Consider the following 24123-nt stretch of genomic DNA (forward strand, 5'->3'; position numbering starts at 1 on the left):
CGCATGAGATGACAAATGATTAAAGATCCAGTTTCAATCCTACGGTATACGTTTTCGGAATAGGGATCGTATAGCCGTTATCGTAGCCATTGTAGTAGCTCAGCTCGGGATCGCCGCCACTGTAGCCGCTGAACGTAAGCAGGTTATTACCGGTGGCATATACGTAGCAGCGTTTGACGCCTGGCGCTACCCTGCTTAACCACTTGCTGCCGGCGAGGTCATATCCCAGCGATATGCTGCGCAACTTCACGAAAGTGGCGCGCTCGAGGAACAGGTCCTGGTCTGCCCGGTATGGGATCACCGCGCTCCACGGATTATACAGCGGATAGCTTTTCATATTTTCCGGACGTTGCCAGTAAGTGATATCCTTCACCGACTCTATGTTGGATTGTCCGTCGTGGTTGATGAAATCCAGCCGTGTAGCGGTTTTGCTGTTGAGGATACTATGGCCTCCGGCGAAGTAGAAAGAGAAGGAGAGGTCCACTTGTTTATAACGGAATGTATTGCAGAAGTTGCCGGTATACACGGGCATGCTGTGGCCGGTCATCGTTTTATCTTTATCATCGATGATATAATCTCCGTTCACATCGCGCCACCTGGCATCGCCGGCAGTGAAAGCCACGCCTTTGAAACTCAGCGGCATATTGGTTTTCGGGTTGATGGGCACTTCGCTGTTGCTGTTGTAGATGCCCTGGTTTTCGTATAGCCAGAACTGATCTACCGCTTTGCCCACTTCAAATTTCCGGTCGCCGATGATGAGCTCTCTGGCCCCATTGGGCAAGGCTTTCAGCTCATTTTTGTTGTATGCTGCACTGAAGCTGGGTGTCCACTGGAAATTTTTACTGCGGATCACCTCTCCCGCGATGCCGAGTTCCACGCCGCTGTTGTTTACCTGCATGCCGCTCATATATGCGCTGATGTAGCCAGATTCTGCTACCACCGGCATCGGCAGCAGCATGTTCTTGTCGTTCTTCGAATAATAGTCTGCTTCGATGCGGAGGCGGTTGTTGAAGAAGGCGGTGTTGGCGCCGATGGTGAGGATATCTGCATAGGACCATCCTACGTTCTCTCCTACCCATCCATAAGAGTAAGGCCGTGAGATGCCCGCTACGCCTGCGTAAGAGTACATGTTGGGATTGCCGCTGGTGCCGAGGTCCACTTTATATTGGGGGCCTGCAGCGAATCGGTCGTCGCCGGGCAGCCGGCCTATGCGGCCCCAGGAGGCATGTACGCTAAGGTCACTGATCGCTGGCTGATCCTGCAGGAAATGTTGTTTCATATTCCACTCCGCGCCGATGGCAGGCGTGAACAGCCATCGCCTGGAAGACGCTACCAGTGAGGATCCGTCGCTACGCAGGGTGAGTGAGAGACGGAAGATATCGCGATAGTTGTATTTCACATGGCCGTAGAAAGACAGCAGCCTTTGTTTTTCATTATCGATATAACGGTAAACGAGTTGATTGGCGAAGAACAGTGGTGCGAGATAGTTGGCTTTATTCGCATCGCTTTCCACGATATTTACTTTGATACGGTCGCTGATACCTTTGTAAGCGCGCTCGTAGGTATATTTATAGAGGTCTGCCTGTAATGATTGTCCTGCCTCAAAGCTGAAGCGATGATCCCTGGAGGGGCTGTATTCATAGTCTACGACGTTTTCGAAGCCTACGCGCTGGTTGCCGCCATAATAGTTGGAGGCGTAATTGGCGCCATCCATGAGGGTGCCGGGCCAGAACACATCGCGGCGGTTTTCGTTGTAGTCGTAGAGAAGACGGGAAGTATAACGGAAACGGTTAAACGCAAATGCGAGAGAGAAGGTACCCTGTATGCTGTTTACATGATTCTTATCGAATCCTTTGTTAAAGTTACTGAGATAGTCGCCATAGGCGCTTTTGTCGGGCGACAGCGGGCTGCTGATATCCGGGATGTAGGCCGTTTCATCGAAGCGGTCCTGCATAGCGGTATTGCGTTGCCGGTCGAGGCGTGTGGCATTGACCATGGCGGAGGCCATGAGCCACTTGATGGGCGACATATTTACGATGAACGACGCGGAGTATTTATCGAGCCGGGTATTATCCGCGATGCCGTTGGCCCTTGTTTCGTCGCCATAGAAGCGGAAGTTAGCTCTTTCGGAGCCGCCGGAGATGCTGGCATTCACGGTATGTTGTGTGGTATTGCGGAAGTAGAGATCTGTCCAGTTGGAGCGGCCGAAATAGCTCGCATTGGAAGAGTCGCGGAGCCAGGAAGGGAAGCTGAGCGAGTCGCCGGTTTTCGCATACTTTTCATAGTACGGTTTGCGGAAGCGATTTTCATATTGGCCGTTCGTGGTGAATACAGGATCATAGAGGTTGATGCCGAAGTAGCTGTTCACGCTGATACGGCGTTGCCCGCTGGAAGCGTTTTTGGTGATGATGTTGATCACGCCGTTGGCGCCGCGTGGGCCGAAGAGGCTGATGGCGCTGGCATCTTTAAACACCTGTATCTCCTGTATATTGTCAGGGTTCACGGCGGCCAACAGGTTGGTGGCGGGCCCCAGGCGATTGCGTTCGCTGCGTTGGATATCGAAGATAATCGTATTATCCTGGACGAGCGGCACGCCATTTACGTATACTGCAGGTTGCACCTGGTATACTTCTCTTTTGGATAGCAGTGGCATGGCCGTACCGCGTACATACATGAATTGTTCTGTTCCAGGTTCGCCACTGGGCTCTTGCACGTAAAGGCCCCTGATATTACCTTTCATCATCTGTTGTACAGAGGTATAGGGATAAAGGGCAGTTTGGCCAAGGGCCAGCGTATCATTGTTCCTGAATACAGTTGGGGCTGTTCTTCTGTTGATGGTGCGTATCACATCATATTCGGAGATAACAGTGGAATCTCCTGTGGCGGGAACGGAGTCCCGGGCCGCAGCAGGTGTTTGTTGAGGCGCTGCCATGGCCTGTTGCGGGCCGGCGCAACAGATAACAGGCAGCACGCAACAGGCAGTTAGCAGCGAAAAGATCCGGCGCCGCTTCTTTTCCCGTAAGCGCGTGGAAAGGTGATCTCTCATGGCTATTACATATTTAAAATGATTCATGGTAGGCAACAGTGTCCTATTCAGGCATTTTGCAATGTCTGTGCACAGGCGGAACGCCGCCGTTTTTCAGCTATATGTTGTTATGAAACCCGCGAAGGCACGGTGGTAAAATCCGGTATGGGCGCAGCTTTGCGCGGCATACGTTTTTCGTAACGCTTTTTCATTGTTCTCATATTTTTAGAATGACAAATACACATAGCTCTCCCTGGCGGGTGCGGCGCCGCCAACGTGTTCATACAGGCAGGTATATACGCATGTTGCGCAGATACACTACGAGGCATGATATGTTCTCTTGAATTTCCAGCTACTACTACAGCTCCTTTGCTACACGTTGATTTTGGGTCTGGTTTTGATAGGGATGTTGTTACATCACAATCGTGGTTACTACAATCGTTAATTTACTGGTTGATAAAAATTTTCATTGTTCCTTTTTCACTTCACTATCGTACACAAAATAATAAGCGTAAAACCGACGTCAATATGCCTCTTTAATTTTTGAAAAATTTATGACAATCTTTTTTAGTGTTGGCTTCATTTACCCTATGCTACCGACAAAAAAATGACATGGCCCGAATAGTGCACTCATTATGGTTCCGTATCAAATATAATTTTTTTCCGGAGCTTCACTTACTTTTGATAAATTTTTTTTCGCATGAAGCATATTGTACTGGCCAGTACTTCCACTTTATTTGGGGAAGAATACCTGGCTTACCTGCAACCGGTAATGCAAACCTTATATGCGGGCATCACGGAGATCATTTTCATTCCATATGCCCGTCCAGGCGGCATTTCACACGACGACTACACCGCAAAGGCGGCAGCGGCTTTTGCCAGGATCGGCATCCATGTACGTGGCTTACATACTTTTCAAGATAAAAAGACAGCCTTGCAACAGGCACAGGGATTTTTCACTGGCGGCGGTAACACCTTCCTCCTGGTAAAACAACTTCATGAGCAAGACCTGATGCTGCCGCTGAAATCCGCTGTAGAAGCGGGCAAACCTTATATGGGCTGTAGCGCTGGCAGCAACATTGGCGGCGTGAACATGCAAACCACCAACGATATGCCCATCGTATATCCGCCCAGTTTCACTACTATGAGGCTCATTCCCTTCAACCTCAACCCGCATTACCTCGATCCTCTTCCCGGCTCACAGCACATGGGTGAAACGCGCGAAACCCGTATCCGTGAGTTTCATACACAAAACAATATCCCTGTGCTCGGCCTCCGCGAAGGCAGCTGGCTCGAGATCAAAGGCGATCACATCACCTTGCAAGGCACACTTAGCGCACGTGTATTCCTTCCCGGCAAAGAAGCGTATGAACTGGCGGCCGGAAGCGAAGTTTGTCTTACTCAGGATTATAAAGATTTAAAGGATTAGCAGGTTTTTTTTTACAGGATTAAAAAAAACCTGCTAATCCTTTAAATCTTTATAATCCTGAGTAAGACAAACCTCGCTAAAATCCACTTAAAAGAACAATTATTCGTTTATATTTGCATCATGAGAACAAGAGATGAACAGAAAGAAGCTGCGATCCGGGAGCGGGCGATTGCGATGATTGTGGAGGAGGGCTTTGATGGCCTGAGCATGCATAAGCTGGCGAAGGCGGTGGGTATTTCTGTATCTACGATCTACATTTATTTCAAGAACCGGGAAGATCTGCTCAATCAGCTCTATGCGGAGGTGTCGGCGGTATTTGCAACGGAAACGCTGCGCAATTTTGATCCGGAAATGGACTTTGAAGCGGGCCTCTGGCTGCAATGGAAGAACCGTTTGAAATATGTGGCCAGGCATCCTATGCACTTCCACTTTTCGGAACAATTCCGCAACTCGCCACTGATCCATCAGCAGATCGTAAAGGAAGAGGTGTTCCGCAATGCCATGCGCCGCTTTGTGAAGAACGCCGTGAAAAAGAAACAGCTCGCCGATCTGCCGGTAGAAGTGTTCTGGGCCCTGGCTTACGGACCTTTTTATGTACTGGTGAAATTTCACCTGGATAATAGTAATATGTCGGGCAAACCCTTCTCGCTCAGCGAACAGAAATTGAAACAGGCCTTTGAACGCGTGATTAAAGCATTGAAACCTTAAAAAATTTTTATCATAAAAACGAACGAATGTTCGTTAATTAAAAACATACTATGACTATCAATCATCTTAACCTGCCGCTGGCCGATGTACCAGCCGCAACTGACATCTTCACCCGCTGCCTCGGTTTCCGCACTATCGAAACCAAAGGCAATAATGATATTGTGGTGCTAGCCAATGAGGCGGGCTTCACCCTCGTGCTCATGGCCAACAGAAAGGCTACGCCCATGTATCCTGATAACTTCCACTTCGGATTTTTCCTGGACTCCACCGAGGCGGTGGATGCATGTTTCCGGCAACTACAAAACAGCTCCGTGCAGGCGGATCGCGCACCCGGGAAGATACGCAACAGCTATACCTTTTATTGCTTTCTCGAACCTGGTGTGATGATGGAAGTGAGTTATCAGTATCCTTAATGGAATAAGATTATCTTTCAGGTATGAAACGATTGCTCACCATCCTATTCGTACTGGCGTCAACGTTATACAGCGGACAGGCGGCCAACCGGCTGCAAGTGCTGAAAGCCGCCTCCCCTGCCCAACACAGGCCTACCGCCCGGCAAACGGATAGCCTTAGAAAGCAATGGATGCATCAACAAGCCATGGTGAATATCATAGATAGCGCAAAGCCGCCATTGATCACCACCTGCGAAGCGCATGAACAATGGCTGCACACCTTACAGCAATGTCCTCCACAGCAACAGCTGGAAATGCTTACTGACAGATACTGCCACCTGCCTGCAACAGCCAATGCCGGATCGTATCATACTGCGCGCAGACACAAACAGGCAGCGTGTTTGTTGCAAACCAATAATTATTATCGACGGAAAGCCCGTAGACCAGGACCTGAGCAGCCAAGCGGCTTTGCAGCTGGTACGCCGGCTGAGGAAAAGAAAAACAGTGATCTCAATAGCTGCACCCACAACCAAAGTAGTAGCTTAAGCCCTTGAAGCGCTTAAAGCGCTTCAAGGGCTTAAGCATTTTAAAGATGCAAACCGCCATCGCAACGTATAACCGTTCCAGTTATATTACCATTCCGCATCAGGAACACAATGGCATCGGCCACTTCTTCAGGCTGCCCTACCCTGCCTACGGCAGTTTGACTGGCAAACTGTCCGAAAGCCTCTTTCCTGGCTGCTTCGGGGAGGAAATCCCACCAGGGAGTATCTACTACGCCAGGTGAAACAGCGTTTATCCGTAAGGGTTGTATCTCTTTGGCGATGCCAGGCACCATCAGCTCCAGCGCGCCGTTGATAGCAGCCAGACCGGAAGTGCCGGGCAAAGCAGCCACGGAAGAAATAGCACTGATAAGCGTAATACTACCATTCTTTTGCAGATAAGGCAATGCCGCCTGTATAGTGTTCAGCTGCGGCCAGAACTTGCCTTCGAAGCCTTCGCGCAGTTCGTCTAAAGAGAGATCGGCAAACAGGCCACCACCCTTGGCGCCGCTGAGCGCCACCACCAGGTGATCTACCGGGCCATAGCCTGCAAAGAAACTATCAATAGCTGCACGGTTGCAGCTGTCGAGCACCGCTGATTGTAAGCCCTCCACCTCCCTGGTGGCGGCTTCCAGCCTGTCTGCCGATCTGCCGGTGATGGTTACTGCCGCTTTCTCTTTGGCCAACAATTTTGCGGTGGCCAGGCCAATGCCTGAAGAGCCGCCAGCGATCACTACTTTCCTGTTTTCAAATGAGGTGCTCATGTTGTAATTTTTAGTACAACAAAATTGCAACAGAAAACAGTGGGGATCATTGGCTCAATTATGCATTGTATTAACCCGATCATGCATTGCGGCGGAAAGCCATCGGGGTAATGCCCGTTTGCTCGCGGAAGAAACGGCTGAAAGCCGCGGGATCGCTGAAATCCAGTTGATAGGATACTTCTGAAACAGATGCATCTGTATATTTAAGCACCGCTTTTGCTTCGCGCAACAGCATCTCTGAAATGGCCGCAGAAGCTGTATTACCGGTGCTATTCTTCACCGTTCTGTTAAGATGGTTGGCCGTCACATTCAACAGCTCTGCATAATCAGATACTTTTCTTTTAGTGAGAAAATGCTGGCTCACCAGTTTGCGGAAACGCGCCACCAGGTAATCATTTCCATTGGTGGCGGGTTGCTGCGTATCGTAGCAACGTTTCACGCCGAGCAACAAAAGATAGAGGTACATCTTTATCGCCTTCTCTCTACCAGTGCGCATCTCCTGCACTTCTTCATTCATCTTTTTAAGCAGGTCTTCGGTTGCGGCCACTACCTCCAGCGGCAATACCACATGCGGCATGCCGCTGTAATCAAAGAAAGGAAATTCCTGCACAAGACGGTCGGCCGGCATCACCTCTTCCATAAAATCTTTATCAAACAGGATATAATACCCGAAAGCATCTGCGCTGATATTCCTTTTACTGAACACCTGACCCGGAAAGGTGAAAGCCACAGAGCCCGGGCGGCAGGAAAATTCTTCCAGCCCGATCTGCACATCCACACTGCCTTTCACGGAAAAGCTCATACGGTAGAACAATGATTTGAGCGGGCCCAGCGCCGGCTTCACGCCTTCGCTGGAATATATTTCAAAGCCTTTGATCTTCTTGCTATCGGGCAGATTGCTGTAGCCAAAGTGGCTGCTATCGTTCTCCTGGCGGTGTTCCTGCCGGAAATTAGTAAGCACAAATTGCGGGATATCGGGCTTCACTGGCATATGCATAATTTGTATCTTGTGAAATTAGATAAATAACCTGATGTATGGAACTTACGATATTGTATCGCCCTGTGGGCGCTAAAGAACTGGCACTCATCGAAGAATCCGGATGGAAACGTTTTCCGCCGCGATTGCCCGACCAGCCTATCTTTTACCCGGTGATGAATGAAGCATACGCTATCCAGATATCTGTGGAATGGAATGTGCCGGCCTATGGCGCCGGCTTTGTTACACGCTTTGCCGTACAAACAGATTACGTGAAGCAATTCAAAGTAGAAAATGTTGGCGGCGAGATCCATAACGAACTATGGGTGCCGGCGGAAGAACTGGAAACATTCAACGATCATATTGTAGGCCTGATCGAGGTTACACAATCATTCACGGCGTAAAAACAGAAGGTCCCGGCTAACCGGGACCTTCTGTTTTATTTTGCTACATCTATCTTCACTTTTTTATTCTTGATCTTTTCATCTTTGATGAGCTGCAAAGTATGGCTCACCTTCGATTTCACAACGGCCACAAAGGAAAAGAAGTCCTTCACTTCTATCAGCCCCACATCTTCTTTCTTCAATCTTCCTTTGTTGGTAAGAAAACCGACGATATCGATCTTGTTCACCTTGTCTTTCTTGCCGGCGGCAATGAAAAGCGTGGTCCATTTGGGTTTGTCGGGCAGCACTGCTTTTTCCGGCAGTGTGATCTCTTCCACTTCTTCCGTGATGTAAGGCATCAGCGTTTCTTCAGGCGAGAGGATGATAATGGCGGTACCACTGGCTTCCATGCGGGCGGTGCGACCGTTGCGGTGCACGAAACTATCCTGCGTATGCGGCAGGTGGTAATGAATGATATAACGGATATTAGGAATATCCAGCCCGCGTGCGGCGAGGTCGGTGGTGACCAGCACATTCACGCTGCCATTGCGGAACTTGCAAAGGGCGCTGTCGCGATCCCGCTGTTCCATGGCGCCATGATAGAAAGTGTTGATGATCCCTTTTTCGGCCAGCAGTGCGCTGGTACGTTCTACCGCTTCGCGGTGATTGCAGAACACGATAGTAGAACGATTGCCGAGATGACAGATAAGACGGAAGAGCGTATCCACTTTATCATTTTCGGGAGATAATACCTTTTTAATAGCCAGACGTTCTGCAGGTGCGCCGCCTTCTGGCAGGAAATTCAGTCTGGCAGGGTCTTTCAGCGCTACGAAGGCCGGTATCTCCACGGCTTCTGTGGCAGAAGTGAGGATATGTTTTTTTACGGCGGGCAATTGCTCCGTAATAAACGACACTTCTTCCTGGAAGCCGAGTTCCAGGGTTTTATCAAATTCGTCGAGCACCAGGGTGGTGATGCTGTCGGTGGTGATGTTACCACGGCGGATATGATCGCCGAGGCGACCAGGCGTACCAACGATCACGGCAGGCGCTTCGATGAGGTTGTTCTCTTCTGTTTCGCGCAGGTGGCCGCCGTAGCAGGCAGTGATCTTGTAGCCGCTGCCCATCTGGCGGAAAACCTTTTCTATCTGTAAGGCCAGCTCGCGGGAAGGCACTACAATGAGTGCCTGCGTTTTTTTGCTGGCGCGGTCCAGCAAAGCCACTACAGGCAGCAGGAAAGCGAGCGTTTTGCCGGAGCCGGTGGCCGACAACAATATTACATCATCATGTTGCGTATTGGCAGCGATAGATGCTTGTTGCATCTCGTTGAGCGTATCAATTCCCAGGTTGGCGAGCAACTGGTCTGCCATGAACTTTTCTTTTTGCATTGCCGCAAAAGTACAATAAAAGCATCAATAGCAGAGAGGTCCCACCCTAAGGGTGGGACCTCTCTGCTATTGATGCGAACTAGAACCTGTAAGATACTGTTCCGGTAAACTGTGTTGGCGGGATCGGGTTGATGCTGTAGTTCTCATGCACGTAATAGTTATAGGTGTTGGTGATGTTAGACACCTTGCCCATTACGGCAAAACGTTTGAAGTTATAGCCAGCGCTGAGATCCAGCGTAGCATAGCCTGGTACGGAGATCAACCTGTTTTTGGCGATGTTGCCGTTGGCATCGAGGGTATTGTTCCATCCTGCGAAACGTTGTCCGAGGTAATAGAAGCCTGCACCCACTTTCAGCCCTTTGAGCCTGGTTTGTTGCAACGTATAGAACACGCTGGCATTGGCGGTGTGATTCGGGTTACCTACCAGTCGCTCGCCGGATACTGAGCTGCCGAACTTGCCCGGTGTATTTTCGATGGTCATGTTGTTATAGCTGTAACCTGCGATCACGTCCAGTCCTGGCAACGGATGGCCTGCAATATCCACTTCTACGCCCTGGCTCAATGTTTCACCGATCAGCGCCTTGATAGCCGTATTGTTGTTGGGTTTGCCGGCAGAGTCGAATGGCGCCGTTTGTGCGTAGTTGTTATTCTTGATGCGGTACAGGGTAAGGTTCACAGATAACAAACCATGGAAGAAATCATTCTTCACACCTGCTTCATACTGATCGATCAGGGAAGGAGGCAATTGTTTGCCGTAGATGTCCAGCGCATTGTTGGGTGTAAATGAGTTGGAGTAGCTGGCAAAGAGCGCCGTGTTGGGCGTTGGCTTGTACACGATGCCCAGCTTGGGAGAGAAGGCATGGTCGTATCTTGCCTTCTGGGTAGTGCTGTTCTTGTTGGTCAGGAAATTATACGTTTCCTGTTCTGCGGTTTGCAGGTAAGAGAAACGCACGCCAGCCAATACTTTCAGCTTTTCGGAGATGCTGATCAGGTCTTGCACGTACACGCCTACACGATTGATCGGATTGTTGTTGCGTGTTTTGAGGGTATCGCCCGGCATATCAGTACGACGGGGATATTTATTAAGATCGTATACATTCACTACATCGTAAGAAGCAGGAACGCCGTAAACATAGTTACCGGTGAGATACCTGTCGCCGTCTACACCCGCCAGCACTGTGTGTTCTATGGAGCCAGTGCTGAATTTACCGGTGAGGTCGATCTGTGCGGCGTAGTAATCTTCGTTGGTAGCGTTACGTCCCAGCGGACGTTTCCACAGACTGTCTTTAGTGGCTTGTATACGCTCGATGGAATAATAATCGCGCTGGTATTTGGAATAGGCTACGGTAGCATTGATGGCCCAGCGGTCGTTCAGCTGGTGTTTCAGCGTAGCAGATGTGGTAGCCTGTTGGGTGTGCGCGTATTGCCATGGCGCGCCGTAGAAGGTGTTGCGTGGCACTTTGATGATGGCGGTGTCGGCGATGGAGCCGATACCGAAATCAGGAGTGAAATCATGTTTGAGGTAATCGCCTTGTACCAGCAGCGTCGTTTTTTTGCCGAGGTTAAAGAGGAAAGACGGATTTACGTAATAGCGTTTGGAATGTACCTGATCGCGGTAGCTGTCGGCCGTTTCAAAGGTACCGTTTACACGGAAGGCGATATTTTTTGACAGCGGGCCATATACGTCGAAAGCGGGTTTGAAGAGGCCATAGCTGCCGGCGCGGAGGTTCACTTCGCCGCCGAAATCAAATTTAGGTTGTTTGGTAACCATGTTCATCACCGCGCCGGGTGTTACGTTACCATAGAGGATGGCTGCGCTGCCTTTGAGTATTTCCACTCTTTCGAGGGAGCTCATTTCGGGCATGGCGCCGGCATTTACACGAGTACCATTTTTGAACATATTGGTAGAAGAGAAACCATAGCCGCGGGCATTAAAGGTTTCCTGCGTGCCGGCGCGCTGTGAGGCCATATAGATACCATTCACATTCTTCACCACATCGCTGAGGCGTTGCGCCTGTTGATCTTCCAGTACTTCATGTCCAATGATGGCCACGCTCTGTGGCAGGTCCATCGCGGGAACGGGCAATTTACCGATGGTGACAGGTCTTTTATTGATGGTGCGGGTGCGGGTACCGTCTACCACTACTTCGCCGAGCTGGCTGGAAGTGGATTGCAGGGTGTAGGCCACTTCCGTAGGTTTGTCTGCAATAACGGTGACGGTATTATGGAGGGTTTGCATGCCGGTAAAGGATATGACCAATACATGGCTGCCAGCTTTCACATTTTTGAGGATGAAGCTACCTGCTTCATCTGTGATAGTGCCTTTCTTTGTGTCTTTTACGCCAACCGTTACATAAGCTGCCGGTTGTCCGTCTGCGGTGCTGATCTTTCCTTTGATAGTTCCAGTTTGTGCCAGTACAGTCAGGTTAAGGAGCAGCAGGCCGATAATTGTATAAACCTGTTTCAATGCTGCTAATTTTTTTGCAAAGGAACAGCATATCCATTAGCGGCCCTGCTCGTAACGGGAAAACCATTTACGCGATCGGGAAAATCAGTCGGCAGCGGTCATTTCATGGATCAGTTTTGTTTCTGCCGGATCGAAGGGCGCGCCATTGGGCCGGAAGATATCATGATACCAAAGTGCAGGCTCCTCCAGCGTTTCAGGCTTACCCTGCGGGTAGTTGGTCTGCGTTTTACCGGCCACCAGGCCCCAGTTGATAGCTCCCACTTTATTTTTTTTCATCATAGGTAGATGCGTAGCGAACCTGCTGCCATTGGGTCTTTTCATATATTCGGTGCAGATGATGGGGCGGCCGCTGGCGAGCAGCGTATCAATAGCGCCCTGCATGGAGGCGCTGTCGGCATAATTGTGAAAGGTGATCACATCCGATTGCGCCAGCTGGTACTGATTGAAATCGCTGAACTCTTTACGCCAGATGCCAATGGTGATAGGCTGTTGCAGCGGCACCGCCCTGGCCCAGGCCACCACATTACGAAGCAGGGGCCAGCTTTTGGCGCCGTGGCCGAAATGGCCCGGCTCATTGTAGAGGTCCCACATCAGGATGCGGTCATCATTGCGGAAGGTTTGCAGCACATCGGTCACGTAATGTTGCAGGGTGTCCATCAGCAGTGGCAGGGAGTCGATGCGGTTGCCGGGATCTTTGAGCCAGCGGCTGTTGTGCCTCGCTGGCAGCGGCGCCGGCTGCGGACCGGAAGCATAATGATCATTCCAGCAATCATCAAAAAAAACGAACACGGTTTTGATATGATGCGCGGCCGCAATGCTCAGATACTGTCCCATGCGCCGTTTGAAGCCTTCGGGATCATCAGCCCAGGCCACATGATGCAGATATACCCGCATGCAATTCATACCAATACTTTCCGCATAGCCCAACTCCCGGTTGATGGTAGCCGTATCAAAAGTAGCGGCCTGCCACATTTCCAGCTGGTTCACGGCAGTAGACGGCGTAAAATTAGCTCCCACGGGCCAGGGCTGCTGCTGATACCAGGCGGCGGCACGCGCAATACTCCATCGCTCCTGCGAACGGACATTCACATGTAGTAACAGTAATAAAATAATGGCTGGTAAATACTTTGGAGTCATGGTTCTTTAAGGGGAATGGTTAGGTGATCAAGTTCGGAAATAAAACGAAGCAAGGAAGAGGAAGGTTAGGAATTTTGACTTTTCTATGATAGAACGCGAAGGTTGTCTTTGCTCAGGATTATTTTGATTGAAAGGATTACCATGATTTTTTTTACAGGATTTTTAAAGATTAAGAAAGATTTTCGATTTGATCTTCGCGAATCCTTTTTTTAATCTTCAGAAATCCTGTAAAAAAATCATGGCAATCCTTTCAATCAAAATAATCCTGAGCAAAGACAACCTTCGCGCTACTTCTTCATTTCGTTAATCCATTTCGTGATCAACGCCACGCCTTCTTTGTGGATGACGGTGCGGGCGAGTTCAGGCATGGCGGTGCCGGGCTCGGTGCTGTTCATGCGATATGGGAGGATGGAGTGGGCGGCATCGCCGGGGATGATATCGTAGTTGAGGCCACCAGCGCCGCCGCCGGCGGAAACGGGCGATTTGAGCAAACCGAGATGTTCGTCGGGTGCATCATAGTTGAGGAAAAGGCCGGTGTTGTAAGCATCGCCGCCTTTGATGTGGCAGTGCGCACAATTTACATCGAGGTAGGCGCGGGCGCGCTGGCTGACGGTGAAATGAATGCTATCCTGCCAGGCGGGCAGCTGCGCTACTTCGCTGAGCGCCGGCAATCCTTTGAGGATACCTGATGAAGCCCATTGCTGCAATTGATTGGTGGCAGCGCCTTTGCGCGTGAAGTTGAGATTGCGCAGCTTCGGACCTATCGGCGTAAGAACGCTGTTGTTAATATGACAACGTTTGCAATCATTGGTGTTAGGCATCTGGTAAGTGGTAGACTGCTGCTGGCCGCTGTCGTCGAGGAAAGTGATGGGTATCTTTTTACCAACGATCCATTTCACGGCGTCGGACTGATCATCTTTCCAGAGATAGTTCATCACCTTCCACTGCTGATCATATGGATCTTTAAACAGGATACGCGTTTCTATCATCACCTTCTGATGCGATGGATTCGTATAGGCGAAGTTCTTTACAATGAAAGTGGAGTCCGGAAAATCAGGCAGGCCGGCATCTTTGTACTGCAAGGCCGTTCCTGCGGGCAGTACAATGAAACGGTCTTTCACGGCATAGTCGGTGAATAAGGGCGTGGCCAGTTCATAATTTTCCACGCCCCTGCGCGGCGTGAGCGCTTTCAGTGTACCGGTGAAAAAGCCATAGTCGGACAGTTTTTCTTTGAACTCAAACGGGCCACTGTGGCGGGTATACGCTCCCTTTTGCTGACAGGCAAAAAGGAGTGCTATCCCTAAAAATAAAATGCATCGTTTCCTCATCTCTCAAAAAATTATTTACAAACAAACGGCGACACATCTGTTGTCGGGCGCCAGTTTTTCTTCATGATATTCATCGCATCTGCATTTACAAAAAGATTATCCTGCTTTTGACGGATGCACAACGAATCAGGATTGGCCGCCGTGCCATGTGTGAGGATGTTGGTGCTGATACCATCCCAGGTAATGAAAGGTATGCGTTTGTTCTTACGGGCAGGGTCCTGCGCTTTCAGCTGCTGCTCAATGGCCACCAGCACTTTACCGGTGTGATGCTCATATACCGCAGGCGGGAAGCTGTCTGCAATCTGCAGGTCATTATCATGGATCGATACATTTTTCGGGATCGGGAAATAGTGATCGTTCATCTTCTCTCCTGCTTTCTCATCAATAAAAAATCCTGATACCACTGATATTACGCTGGAATTATTGTTGATGATACGGTTGTTATACAGCTCGATATCTGATGCGGCAAGTATCACCACTCCACTGCCGGGTGCGGCATTGCCAACGCCCCAGGTACTGCCGAAGCTGCCGGATTTAGCGAAGTTCTTTTCGTTGTTGTCGTGAAAATAATTGTTGTAGGCTTTTACATGACCACCACGTTTGGAGAGGTCTGGCAGGTCGAAGATGAGAAAGCCTGCCGTGTTGCCCCAAAATTCGTTATCATATACCTGTGCATTGGAAGTATTTTCTATCTCGCAGCCGGCCACATTTTTAAAAGCTTTGCATTTACGCACGATGGCGCTGTCGGTTTGTCCGACGTAGATGCCCGCATCGGAAGCGCCTTGCGCATAGCAGTTTTCCACCAGCACACGTTTGCACATCACGGGATAGATGGCATAGCCGCCGCTGGCGGAATCCGCTACCTGCCAGATGGCGTGCAGGTTGGTGATCACCACATCTTCGCTCTTGTTGATCTTGATGAGATCTCCTTTGGAGTCGCGGAGCGTCATGCCATCGATATGAAATCCTTTTACGTCGGTCACGCGGATGCCTTCCCCACCCTGACTTTGCGCGGAGAAGTCGAAGATGGTTTTATCGGGGCCGGCGCCTTTGATGCTGATATTTTTCAGCTGGGCCAGACTGAGATTATCGAACTTGTAGGTGCCGGGCTGCAAGGATACTTCGCTGCTGTCTTTCATGGTGAGAAAAGCCTCTACGATTTTAGCTTCATCGCCGGGACCAAAAGAGAGCTGATGCCGGAAACCATTGTCGTTAGCGGGTTTCCCCTGGTTGCAGGCCATCAGCCATGCTGATGCCGCCAGTAACAGATAGTGTTTATAACGATATAACTGCATAAGAATGATTTTTTCGGGAGATGATCAGAATACATTGTAAGCGAAGGTGACGTAATACATACCGCCGATACCGGGGCTGCCAAAGCCTGTTCTGTAATAGGTATTAGTGAGATTGGTAGCGCCCAGCTTTATTTTCGAATGTGCCTGTAGCAATTTATAACTTATCTGTGCATCTACCACAGCAGATGCAGGTACCGTGCCGCTGCCAAAGCCGATCTGGTAATAGTATGCGGGCCGGTAACGGAAAGTGGTAGCAAAAGAGTAACGTTGTTTTTTGCCAAAGCCTTCATTGCCAAAATCTATATTGAACTTGTAATTCGGCGTATTGAAATTATTCACCTGGCTGTTGTTCCTGTTCTTGAGGAAGTCGGACGAGAAGTTCGCTTTCGCCATAAAATGATGCGTGAGGTCCACTTCCACGCTGGCGGCATAACCATAAGTATTCACTCCTTCGGCGCCATTGTAGGCGATGTTGTATTGCACATAAGTGCTGTGGTCCTTGAATTTCGTGACATCGTCGGAGCCGGGCGTATTGGCAACATTCGTATAGCCGATGAAGTTCTTCCAGGTAGAATAATAGCCGAGCACATCAACGAGCACATGGCCGCCCAGCAAGGCGGAGTAGCCTAACTCGAACGCATCTACGGACTGCGGCTTGATATCTTTCAGCACAAATTTTTGCAGGTCGGCGGGGTTGTTGCTTTTCTGGTATTTCGTTACGCTTTCCAGTGTGTAGGCCGGGTATTTATCGAATTGGTATACGCCGTTGAGCAAGCGCCCGGAGCCGCCGGAGGCAAAGCTGTTATAATCAATGGGCGTGCTTTGCAGCGATTGTATGTTCGATGGAAAACTATAAGCATTCTGATAGGAGAAGCGGATATAATTCTCTTTAGCGGCTTCAAACACGGCGGAGGTGCGCGTGGTGATGCGCGGCTTTTCAAAGAGGGTATTTTTATCATAACGCAGGGCAGCGCTGAGACTTAATTTTTCCCGGATCACTTTTTTGGTCGCCTGCACATAGGCGCTGTATTCCGCTACATCGATGGGCCCATCGTTATCCGGGAATAGCGTGCCTTTAGAGTTGAGGCGGTACAGGCGATAGTTGAGGCCCGCGATCACCTGCGCAAATTTGATCAGGTCACTGAAATTATATTGCGCTTCGGCGTTGTGCAAACGGCTTTTATCGAGAAAGAGGGTGCCGCCCTGCGACGTAGGCTTGCCGGCGATGCTGTCTTTCAGGTGCAGGAACAGTGGACTGCCGGCGTCGGGGCGGCCCTGGTCCGCGAAGCGGCGCGCGATCATGCTGGCATCAGTATAGCTGCTGCCGGCGGCCATGGCCTGCAGGAGCGCGCCAACATATTGCGGATACCAGCCATCGCCGGTATTGGCGTTGTAGCTGGGCTTCCAGGCTTCGTTGATCAGTTGTGCGGTAGGACTGGCAATAATCGTGTTACCGGAATTTTCGGTGGTGGAATAAGCGCGCACAAACCAGCGCTGGCTCCGCAGCTCAATGCGGTATTGCCCCAGCTCATAGCCTGTGAGCGCGTAGCGGGTATCGTTGCTATACACGGCGTTACCCTTGCCGAAAGTGGCGCTGGTAATGAGTTGCAGGCGGGAAGTGAGTTTGAAGCGCACTTCTGCATTGGCCTTAAACAGTTTGGCGTCGCTGCTGAGGTAACCGTGTTCGGGATAGCCGGTGCGGGCTACATAGTTGTTGGCGCTGTCCAGCAAGGGGTTGATGATGGGCGCCAGTGCAGGGTTCTGCGCCAGCGCGCCTTGCAGGAAAGGGTTGATATCTACAGAGGTCTTGCTGCCGTAGAAATTGACGCCGTTGTAATTCGGATCGGTATATTGAGAGCCGGGGCCATTGGTGTTGGTGGTATCGGCGGCTACCCAGTCTTTGCCCTGAACGTATTGCACGTTGAGTTTGAAGGCGATCTTGTCGTTGACTTTTTTACCCCAGCGAAGGGTCCAGTCGTAGTATGGAGATGGCCCGACAGGATCATTGGCGACACCTTTTTTAATATGGTTCACCCCTTGTGTGATCTGCACGCTGAGGCCCTGGTATTTAAAAGGGTCTTTGCCGGTCATCACCATGGTGCCGTTGAGGCCGCGGGAGCCGTAGAGTGCGGAGGAAGCGCCAGACAGTACTTCGAGGTTATCGACGTCCAGTTCGGTGAGGCCGATGGCTGCGCCCAGTGCGAAGTTGAGGCCGGGGGCCTGGTTGTCCATCCCGTCCACGATCTGTGTGAAATTGGTATTGCCGCTGGTATTGAACCCGCGGGTGGTGACCGTGGTGAAGGTGAGGCTGGATGTGGTGATGTCTACTCCTTTCAGTCCCTGTAACATATTATAGTAGTTGGGCTGTGGCGAGTTGATGATGTCTTTGTTGCCGATCCTTTCGATGGTAACCGGTGATTCAATTTTCTTCTGTACGTTGCGGCTGGCGGAAACCACTACCTCCTTTCCCAGTACAGATACGGGTTCCAGCTCGATGCGGATGGCGCCCGCGCTATTTACCACCAGTTCTTTTGTTTCAAATCCGAGCGAGGAGAAGATGAGGGTAAAGGGATAAACAGCGCGGGTGGAAAAGCGAAAATTTCCCTGGTCGTTGGTGTAGTCGCCATTGGGTCGGTCTTTGATTGTTACGGAAACAGCCGGCACTGCTTCTTTGGTAACGCTGTTACGCACATTTCCTGAAATAACGTTTTGCGCATTTGCCATCAGGGAGGCAAACAGGCAGGCGGTGATGAATAGTAGGCATCTATGCATATTTTCGGATTTTGGAATGTGAGCATTTCTTGATTTGATCCGATCAGGAAATTCTCATATCCTTACTTCCAAAAATATTTGATCCTTTTTGCTAAAGTGCTGATTGCACGGGCTTTGGGGCGAAATTGTGCCTGCGCGGGGTGAAATCAGCAGGCCGGTGCAAACCTTTCTATGAAAACCGGCAGATAGGATCCGGATACCGGCACTTCCATATCATCGAGGCCTTCGATATGCAGGTAATGCCCTTTGGTATGCTTGCGGAAAAATACCACCTTGCCGATATTTACCAGGTAGGAACGGTGCGACCGTGCAAAGCCGAAACCGGCGATATCTGCTTCCACTTTTTTCAGTGCGGTGCGGATCAATTCTTTTTTGAGAGATGATCCGGCGAGATAATAGACGTGGACGTAATTATCTTCCGCCTTTACCATCAGTAATTTTGCAGGATGCAGGGTGAGCACCGGCTTGCCATGTTCATCGCGAAGCAGCAGGTGCTGTTCCTGTGCCTGCTCTTTTTCTTCCGGGATGGCGCTTTCGAGGTCGCGCAGGCGGGCGCATTTCTCTTCTTTATAAAACCATAGCAATGCCACGCAATAGGGCAGCGCTACAATGAGCGAGGTATATTGCAAAGTATGGGTATACTCCTGCCAGCTGAGGAAGAAGTTAGGGCTGATACACACATCTACCAAGGTTACTATCGCGGCAATGAGGGCCAGTTCGCCCAGGAACCAGCATATATACGTGCTGTTGGTGAAATGCAGCCTGCAACGGAGTTTGTACAATCCGAACTGCGAGATGCCCATGGCCGTCAGTCCGCACAAAGTGAAGATGAGCAACACCTGCACCAGTGAAATATCCTGGCCTTCGTACCATTTATTAATATTAAATGGCAGGAAGATGTACATAAACAGGAAGCTGAACACGCCGCAGAAGATCATCAGGTTGATCCTGTTCCTGACGGTATCGAGCAGGCTGAAACGCCTTTTCAGTCCGGCGCCCGCTGGCAATGCTGGCAGCCCTAAGGAAATACTTTTCATAACACGGAAACATTGGTTCTGCTATAGAAAGGTAAATAAAAAACCTGTAAAATAGCCGCATGCTTTTTATCTTGCGCAGATGAAATGGTATGTACCCGAAAGTTTTACGTTACCCCGGTTCCAGCTGGTGCTGTTCCGTATCATGGCAGTGATGATGGTGTTTATGGCAGGCGCTATGATCCTGATGATCCACGAATCGCCGATGTTCATCTTCCTCACCCTCATCTTCCTCTTCCTTGCCTGGTCTATGTACGCTTACACGCGGCTCGTGCTCACCCTTTCCGATAGCGGTATTACCCTGAAAGGCGGCCTGCGTCCGCACGACTTTCCCTGGAGCGCTATTGAGCAAGCGGATATGGAATTATTGGGGAAATACAGTACTCCTTATATTATGTTGTATTATAAAAATACGGACGGATCACAACGGAAACTGGAGATATCCCGCAGCTATTATTTTAAAAAGCGGTTCCTTGCCATCATGGAGCTGCTGGAGCAGCAGATACCACGGGAGAAATATACGGGGAGATACTGGCAGCTGAGGCCTCAGCAGAGGTGAAATATCTTTGCGCATAGCTGCGCGTGGCAACATACATAAATATTTCATAGTGATAATGATAATACCTGTAATTTAGGCCGCCAAAATAATTTTATCAATTACCCTGTTTTTATGTTAAAGAAAACCAGTACTGCCAACCGTTTCCTGCTGATTTATTCCGGTATCACCACCATCGCGCTGGCGATGATGCTGATGGCCTTCAGGAATGTAAAAGAAAGTTTCGAAGAGATATCTGTAAAACGTATCAACATTGTGGATGAACAAGGCCATAACCGCATCGTGATCTCTAATGAAGAGCATATGCCGCCGCCGCTGGTAGGAGGTAAAACGTACAAGCGGATATTCAATCCTGCCGGCTTTGTCTTTTATGATGAAAAAGGGAATGAATGTGGCGGCATCGCGCTGGCCAATCCTGATAAAAAGACCGGTGTGCGCGCCCTCGCCTTCGACTACAACAACAGCGATGCCATCGGCCTGATGACGCAGGAAGATATTGAAGGCAATCACTTCCGCTCCGGCTTCGCCATCAATGACAAGAAACCTGGCGGCCCCGTGGGCAGCGGCGTTAACCGGGTGATGCTGCACACCGTGAACGGCGTTGCCGGCCTGGAGATCAATGGTCCGGATGGTAAAGTTCGTATACGCCTGACCGTAGACACACTCGGTAATCCTTTATTTGAAACCATCGACGCTAAAGGAAAAGTGGTGAAGAAAGTATTCTGATGTGATACCTTAATGTGGATGGTCTTGATGGCCATCCACTATTTTTCTAATGATGCAGATGATCAGATATTCGCTGTCATGATGCTTCGATTTCATTATTTCGTCCTTCCTACCCTCAGCGGCAGCCACAGTAGCAGGTTCAGGAAGGCACAGGTAGCGAGTAGCACGCCAGCACCAAAGGCCGGACTGATATTAATGGTACTTCGCAGATCACTGGCGCTATCCATCAAACTGTTGTGATATAAAGCGAGGATGGTTGCACTCAGTGGCACTGCCAGCAGATCCAGCAGCAGGAATGCGCAGAGTATACCGGGATGATTGGAGTGTACAGCTTTCATGATAAACATCGTAGCCACGCAGGTAATGAGCGTATGCCACCATGATATAAAAAGCTGTTAACCCTGAAGATAGTTCCGTAGTGGTGTATTGTACTACTGAAAACCTTTGCATAACCCAATAGATACTATTCGTGCCGTATAGCAATAATATTAAGGCATATAGTATGTAGATGATGATCTTCATTGTGTGCGGTTTAGCCGTTTTTCAAAATAAGATTGGATGAGCGGGATATTCACTATTAAAAATAGCAGCATTACCAATAGTGAAAACTCCTGTATTTGCAGCTCCGGATTGATATGACTAAAGGTAAATCCAATGTAGTACCTGGTAACGGTGGGCGTAAATTCAAGTACATCCAATGTTCCGAGTAATAAAGTAACAAAAGTCAAGTGCCTGCCTATTCGTGGTTTTCGAATCAGGAAAATAATACTCAAAGCAACAAACAACATTCCCGCATAGTGCTTAGCCACCAAAACTACATTGGAGTTCGATGTGACAATAATACTATAGGCGAGTGCCAGGATCAGTACAGCTATAGGTGCATATTTTATTCTCTTCATAACTGGAAAATATGCTATTCTTTCCAGCTCAGCAAGCTTTGCAACTTCTTGTTAAAAGCGCCTGTTTTGTCGCCCAGCACACTGAAAAATTCTTTATCGAATTGCTCTACCGTTTTCACGGCCTGCTTTACAAGCGCCTTGCCTTCTTCAGTGAGGGCAACAGTTTTGGCGCGGGTATCGGTAGCATGTTCCTTGCGCTTGAGCAAGCCTTTGCTTTGCAGGTTGCGGAGCACTGTGGAGGTGGTCATCGGGTCTATTTTGGAATGCGACGACAGCAGCACCTGAGTTACGGGCTGGTCCTGCGTGCTGAGCCAGAAGGCACTGGCCAGCAGCACAAACTGCGAATGAGTGATATCATATTTCTCCAATGCCTTGCGGATGCCACGTTGCCAAAGACTGGTGACCTGCCATAGCAGGAAGCCGGAGCTTTCGTCGGCATTATCAACAGAGAATATCTTTTCTTCTTTCTTCATCGGGTAGCATTTTTGATTTGATAAGATGGAAATCATGCGCATTGATTTCAAGGAACCCGAAACGAAAGGGGTATCCCCATTTGTCTTTCTGAGGGATGAAATCCAGTTGACTTACAAGCGGCAAGATAGGCGTTTCATGGCAATCATAAAACTGTACGTCTCTTCTGAAGGGGATGAAATCCGGGAACATCCGGAACGGATATACGTTATCACCAGTTACTTGTCCGATAGCGGTGAAGGCCTGGCATTTTTCAGCACCTGCCATAGACTGTTTGGGAGAATAAAAGATGACCCAGTCTTGCTGGCTCATACGCCTGAGCGGTGCTGCTTTGCCATGGCAGGCCTGCATAAAGCAGCCTGCCACGCCGCGCATGGTGTGTTCTTTTGATACCACTGCGATCCAGTATTTCATGCTTGCAATTTTTTAGCGTTGTTGATCTGTGCCTGGAGATCGGCCTCCATTCCGGCGATGATGTTTTTCATAACGATCTTGTTCCAGAGTGGCGCTAGTAAGCCTTTCATGGTCATGGTAACGGTGAGCCTGGTGCCATCGGGGGTATCTTCATACCAGTGTTCGCCATACATTTTCGCCAAAGGGAAGGAAGTCTTGTCGCGGAAATACGCGTTCGTGCGGGTTTCTTCGATGAGGATTTTCACTTTAGGGCCGCCTTTAGGTTTGAGGGTAAAGTAGTTGCCGGCGGCGAAGTTGCCGTGCAGTTCGGCGGTTTCTACGCCTTCATCCCATTGGGACCATGCGTTTACGTTAGACATGAGTTTCCAGAGTTGAGCGCTGGTAGCGGCGGTAGTGGTGGTGGAGATGGTAGCTGTTATCATAGTGCGTTTATTGTACGTGCAAATATAATAAGTATACTTATAATAATGAAATTTATTTTTTGGGGAGAGGGATAAAAAAAGCCGCAGGTAACGAATGCCTAGTGAAAATATGTTCACAGGCAGTGTTAAAGCAACTCCCCACAGCACCCAATCTCCATATAGCAAGTCGGTCGGGTACATTGAACACAGGCACAAGGTGGAAAAGCCGAGCTGCTGGATAAAATTTCTGAAGAAGATCGTAATACTATTCTGCGCGTGGTAGATGCGTTCTTAAAAGAAGCTCAGCTTACTACTACCGCTAAAAAATTAAAAGCATAAAAGACCGCAAGCTGTGATACCTATTTTATGAGCGAGATCTTTGCTTTGTCGAGTATTTGTGCTATTGACGTGTCCCATATTCCAAAAGACATCAGCAAAAGGAAAATAATCTTATATTTTATAAAAATCTAAACCCCTCCAGATATTCGCTAAACTTATTAAAGTTCTCGGAAGTGATATTATATAATAATATCGTTGCTGCTTCTTTCTTTATAACACGTTGCTTTCTTTGAGGATTAAATTTAATCTTGCGTATATCATATTTGCCATGATCGGGAGTGCTGCTATTGATAAAATTATCTAATTCGGCTCCTGTCGGTTCATACATCGTATCCCGCATAAATGCTTTATTGGATAAATCTATATTGATAGCAACTACCTGCTGATGGGAGTAATAAAACACAAATGATTGTGAGTTCGCTATTGAGTACCATTTTAACCCTTTGGGAAGTTTTGCATAAAATGGTTTAGGTTTTAAAACCTCGTTATCCATCCTTAACCCGACACCACTTCTATAGATCAATATATTACTGTCCGGATAAAAGGTCATATCACCCTGCATTATTTGCATCTTCTTTTCTCCTGTTACTTTATCAATATGATGATTACAGGAACTTGTTTGAAGTAGCAGCAGTAATAAAAGACAAAAAACTACTGAATACGTTAATTTCATAAATTAA

23 protein-coding genes are annotated in these 24123 nt (G+C 49.2%); 7 read left to right on the forward strand and 16 right to left on the reverse strand.

Going from position 1 to position 24123, the window contains the following annotated elements:
* Positions 1 to 19: 19 nt before the first annotated feature.
* A complete protein-coding gene (locus FPG75_RS19400; protein WP_161596851.1) occupies positions 20 to 3046 on the reverse strand; it encodes a SusC/RagA family TonB-linked outer membrane protein in 3027 nt (1008 codons plus the stop codon).
* A gap of 679 nt (positions 3047 to 3725) precedes the next feature.
* On the opposite strand from FPG75_RS19400, the gene pepE reads away from it, so the two are divergent.
* The 4 genes from pepE to FPG75_RS19420 all read left to right on the forward strand — a co-directional run bounded on the left by pepE (position 3726) and on the right by FPG75_RS19420 (position 6108).
* On the forward strand, positions 3726 to 4454 hold the full coding sequence (gene pepE, locus FPG75_RS19405) for a dipeptidase PepE (RefSeq protein WP_143308971.1): 729 nt from the start codon (positions 3726 to 3728) through the stop codon (positions 4452 to 4454).
* Positions 4455 to 4574: 120 nt separating this feature from the next.
* The gene (locus tag FPG75_RS19410; protein ID WP_143308973.1) at positions 4575 to 5162 is read left to right on the forward strand and encodes a TetR/AcrR family transcriptional regulator; all 588 of its coding nucleotides are present in this window, start codon (positions 4575 to 4577) and stop codon (positions 5160 to 5162) included.
* 50 nt (positions 5163 to 5212) lie between these two features.
* Positions 5213 to 5575: a VOC family protein gene (locus FPG75_RS19415; protein ID WP_143308975.1), complete on the forward strand. Its 363-nt coding sequence runs from the start codon at positions 5213 to 5215 to the stop codon at positions 5573 to 5575.
* Between the two features lie 23 nt (positions 5576 to 5598).
* The gene (locus FPG75_RS19420; RefSeq protein ID WP_143308978.1) at positions 5599 to 6108 is read left to right on the forward strand and encodes a hypothetical protein; all 510 of its coding nucleotides are present in this window, start codon (positions 5599 to 5601) and stop codon (positions 6106 to 6108) included.
* 32 nt (positions 6109 to 6140) lie between these two features.
* Here the strand turns inward: FPG75_RS19420 and FPG75_RS19425 are convergent, their stop codons facing one another.
* On the reverse strand, positions 6141 to 6860 hold the full coding sequence (locus tag FPG75_RS19425) for an SDR family oxidoreductase (protein WP_143308980.1): 720 nt from the start codon (positions 6858 to 6860) through the stop codon (positions 6141 to 6143).
* A 79-nt stretch (positions 6861 to 6939) separates the two neighbouring features.
* Complete coding sequence (locus FPG75_RS19430; protein ID WP_236652841.1) at positions 6940 to 7851, reverse strand: helix-turn-helix domain-containing protein; 912 nt, start codon at positions 7849 to 7851, stop codon at positions 6940 to 6942.
* A 44-nt stretch (positions 7852 to 7895) separates the two neighbouring features.
* Between FPG75_RS19430 and FPG75_RS19435 the strand changes: the two genes are divergently transcribed.
* A complete protein-coding gene (locus FPG75_RS19435) occupies positions 7896 to 8240 on the forward strand; it encodes a hypothetical protein (RefSeq protein ID WP_143308984.1) in 345 nt (114 codons plus the stop codon).
* A 35-nt stretch (positions 8241 to 8275) separates the two neighbouring features.
* Here the strand turns inward: FPG75_RS19435 and FPG75_RS19440 are convergent, their stop codons facing one another.
* The 7 genes from FPG75_RS19440 to FPG75_RS19470 form a co-directional block, all read right to left on the reverse strand.
* Positions 8276 to 9586: a DEAD/DEAH box helicase gene (locus FPG75_RS19440; RefSeq protein WP_236652842.1), complete on the reverse strand. Its 1311-nt coding sequence runs from the start codon at positions 9584 to 9586 to the stop codon at positions 8276 to 8278.
* 97 nt (positions 9587 to 9683) lie between these two features.
* Entirely contained in the window at positions 9684 to 12071 is a 2388-nt protein-coding gene (locus FPG75_RS19445) for a TonB-dependent receptor (protein WP_143308988.1), read from the reverse strand.
* An 84-nt stretch (positions 12072 to 12155) separates the two neighbouring features.
* Positions 12156 to 13208 (reverse strand): cellulase family glycosylhydrolase, encoded by a 1053-nt coding sequence (locus FPG75_RS19450; protein WP_143308990.1) that lies wholly within the window; start codon positions 13206 to 13208, stop codon positions 12156 to 12158.
* Between the two features lie 287 nt (positions 13209 to 13495).
* Complete coding sequence (locus FPG75_RS19455) at positions 13496 to 14536, reverse strand: SO2930 family diheme c-type cytochrome (protein ID WP_143308992.1); 1041 nt, start codon at positions 14534 to 14536, stop codon at positions 13496 to 13498.
* A gap of 11 nt (positions 14537 to 14547) precedes the next feature.
* On the reverse strand, positions 14548 to 15831 hold the full coding sequence (locus tag FPG75_RS19460) for a parallel beta-helix domain-containing protein (RefSeq protein ID WP_143308994.1): 1284 nt from the start codon (positions 15829 to 15831) through the stop codon (positions 14548 to 14550).
* A 24-nt stretch (positions 15832 to 15855) separates the two neighbouring features.
* Positions 15856 to 18603 carry a TonB-dependent receptor gene (locus FPG75_RS19465; protein WP_143308996.1) on the reverse strand — a complete coding sequence of 916 codons (2748 nt, stop codon included), beginning with the start codon at positions 18601 to 18603 and terminating at the stop codon, positions 15856 to 15858.
* 146 nt (positions 18604 to 18749) lie between these two features.
* Positions 18750 to 19640, reverse strand: coding sequence for a LytTR family DNA-binding domain-containing protein (locus FPG75_RS19470; RefSeq protein ID WP_143308998.1), 891 nt, complete (start codon positions 19638 to 19640; stop codon positions 18750 to 18752).
* A gap of 79 nt (positions 19641 to 19719) precedes the next feature.
* Between FPG75_RS19470 and FPG75_RS19475 the strand changes: the two genes are divergently transcribed.
* Both FPG75_RS19475 and FPG75_RS19480 read left to right on the forward strand, forming a co-directional pair.
* Entirely contained in the window at positions 19720 to 20196 is a 477-nt protein-coding gene (locus tag FPG75_RS19475; RefSeq protein ID WP_143309000.1) for a hypothetical protein, read from the forward strand.
* 111 nt (positions 20197 to 20307) lie between these two features.
* Entirely contained in the window at positions 20308 to 20919 is a 612-nt protein-coding gene (locus FPG75_RS19480; protein WP_143309002.1) for a hypothetical protein, read from the forward strand.
* Between the two features lie 95 nt (positions 20920 to 21014).
* On the opposite strand, the gene FPG75_RS19485 is transcribed toward FPG75_RS19480, so the two are convergent.
* The 6 genes from FPG75_RS19485 to FPG75_RS19510 form a co-directional block, all read right to left on the reverse strand.
* The gene (locus FPG75_RS19485; RefSeq protein ID WP_143309004.1) at positions 21015 to 21257 is read right to left on the reverse strand and encodes a hypothetical protein; all 243 of its coding nucleotides are present in this window, start codon (positions 21255 to 21257) and stop codon (positions 21015 to 21017) included.
* Between the two features lie 180 nt (positions 21258 to 21437).
* Entirely contained in the window at positions 21438 to 21818 is a 381-nt protein-coding gene (locus tag FPG75_RS19490; RefSeq protein WP_143309006.1) for a hypothetical protein, read from the reverse strand.
* 14 nt (positions 21819 to 21832) lie between these two features.
* Positions 21833 to 22291 carry a MarR family winged helix-turn-helix transcriptional regulator gene (locus FPG75_RS19495; RefSeq protein ID WP_143309008.1) on the reverse strand — a complete coding sequence of 153 codons (459 nt, stop codon included), beginning with the start codon at positions 22289 to 22291 and terminating at the stop codon, positions 21833 to 21835.
* Positions 22260 to 22703 carry an EVE domain-containing protein gene (locus FPG75_RS19500; protein WP_143309010.1) on the reverse strand — a complete coding sequence of 148 codons (444 nt, stop codon included), beginning with the start codon at positions 22701 to 22703 and terminating at the stop codon, positions 22260 to 22262. The genes FPG75_RS19495 and FPG75_RS19500 overlap by 32 nt, the downstream gene beginning before the upstream one ends.
* Positions 22700 to 23125, reverse strand: coding sequence for an SRPBCC family protein (locus FPG75_RS19505; RefSeq protein WP_143309012.1), 426 nt, complete (start codon positions 23123 to 23125; stop codon positions 22700 to 22702). Before FPG75_RS19505 ends, FPG75_RS19500 begins: the two co-directional genes overlap by 4 nt.
* A gap of 436 nt (positions 23126 to 23561) precedes the next feature.
* Positions 23562 to 24116 (reverse strand): hypothetical protein, encoded by a 555-nt coding sequence (locus FPG75_RS19510; RefSeq protein ID WP_143309014.1) that lies wholly within the window; start codon positions 24114 to 24116, stop codon positions 23562 to 23564.
* Positions 24117 to 24123: the final 7 nt, after the last annotated feature.

The sequence above is a fragment of the Chitinophaga vietnamensis genome (assembly GCF_902167635.1).
Classification (GTDB): Bacteria; Bacteroidota; Bacteroidia; order Chitinophagales; family Chitinophagaceae; genus Chitinophaga; species Chitinophaga vietnamensis.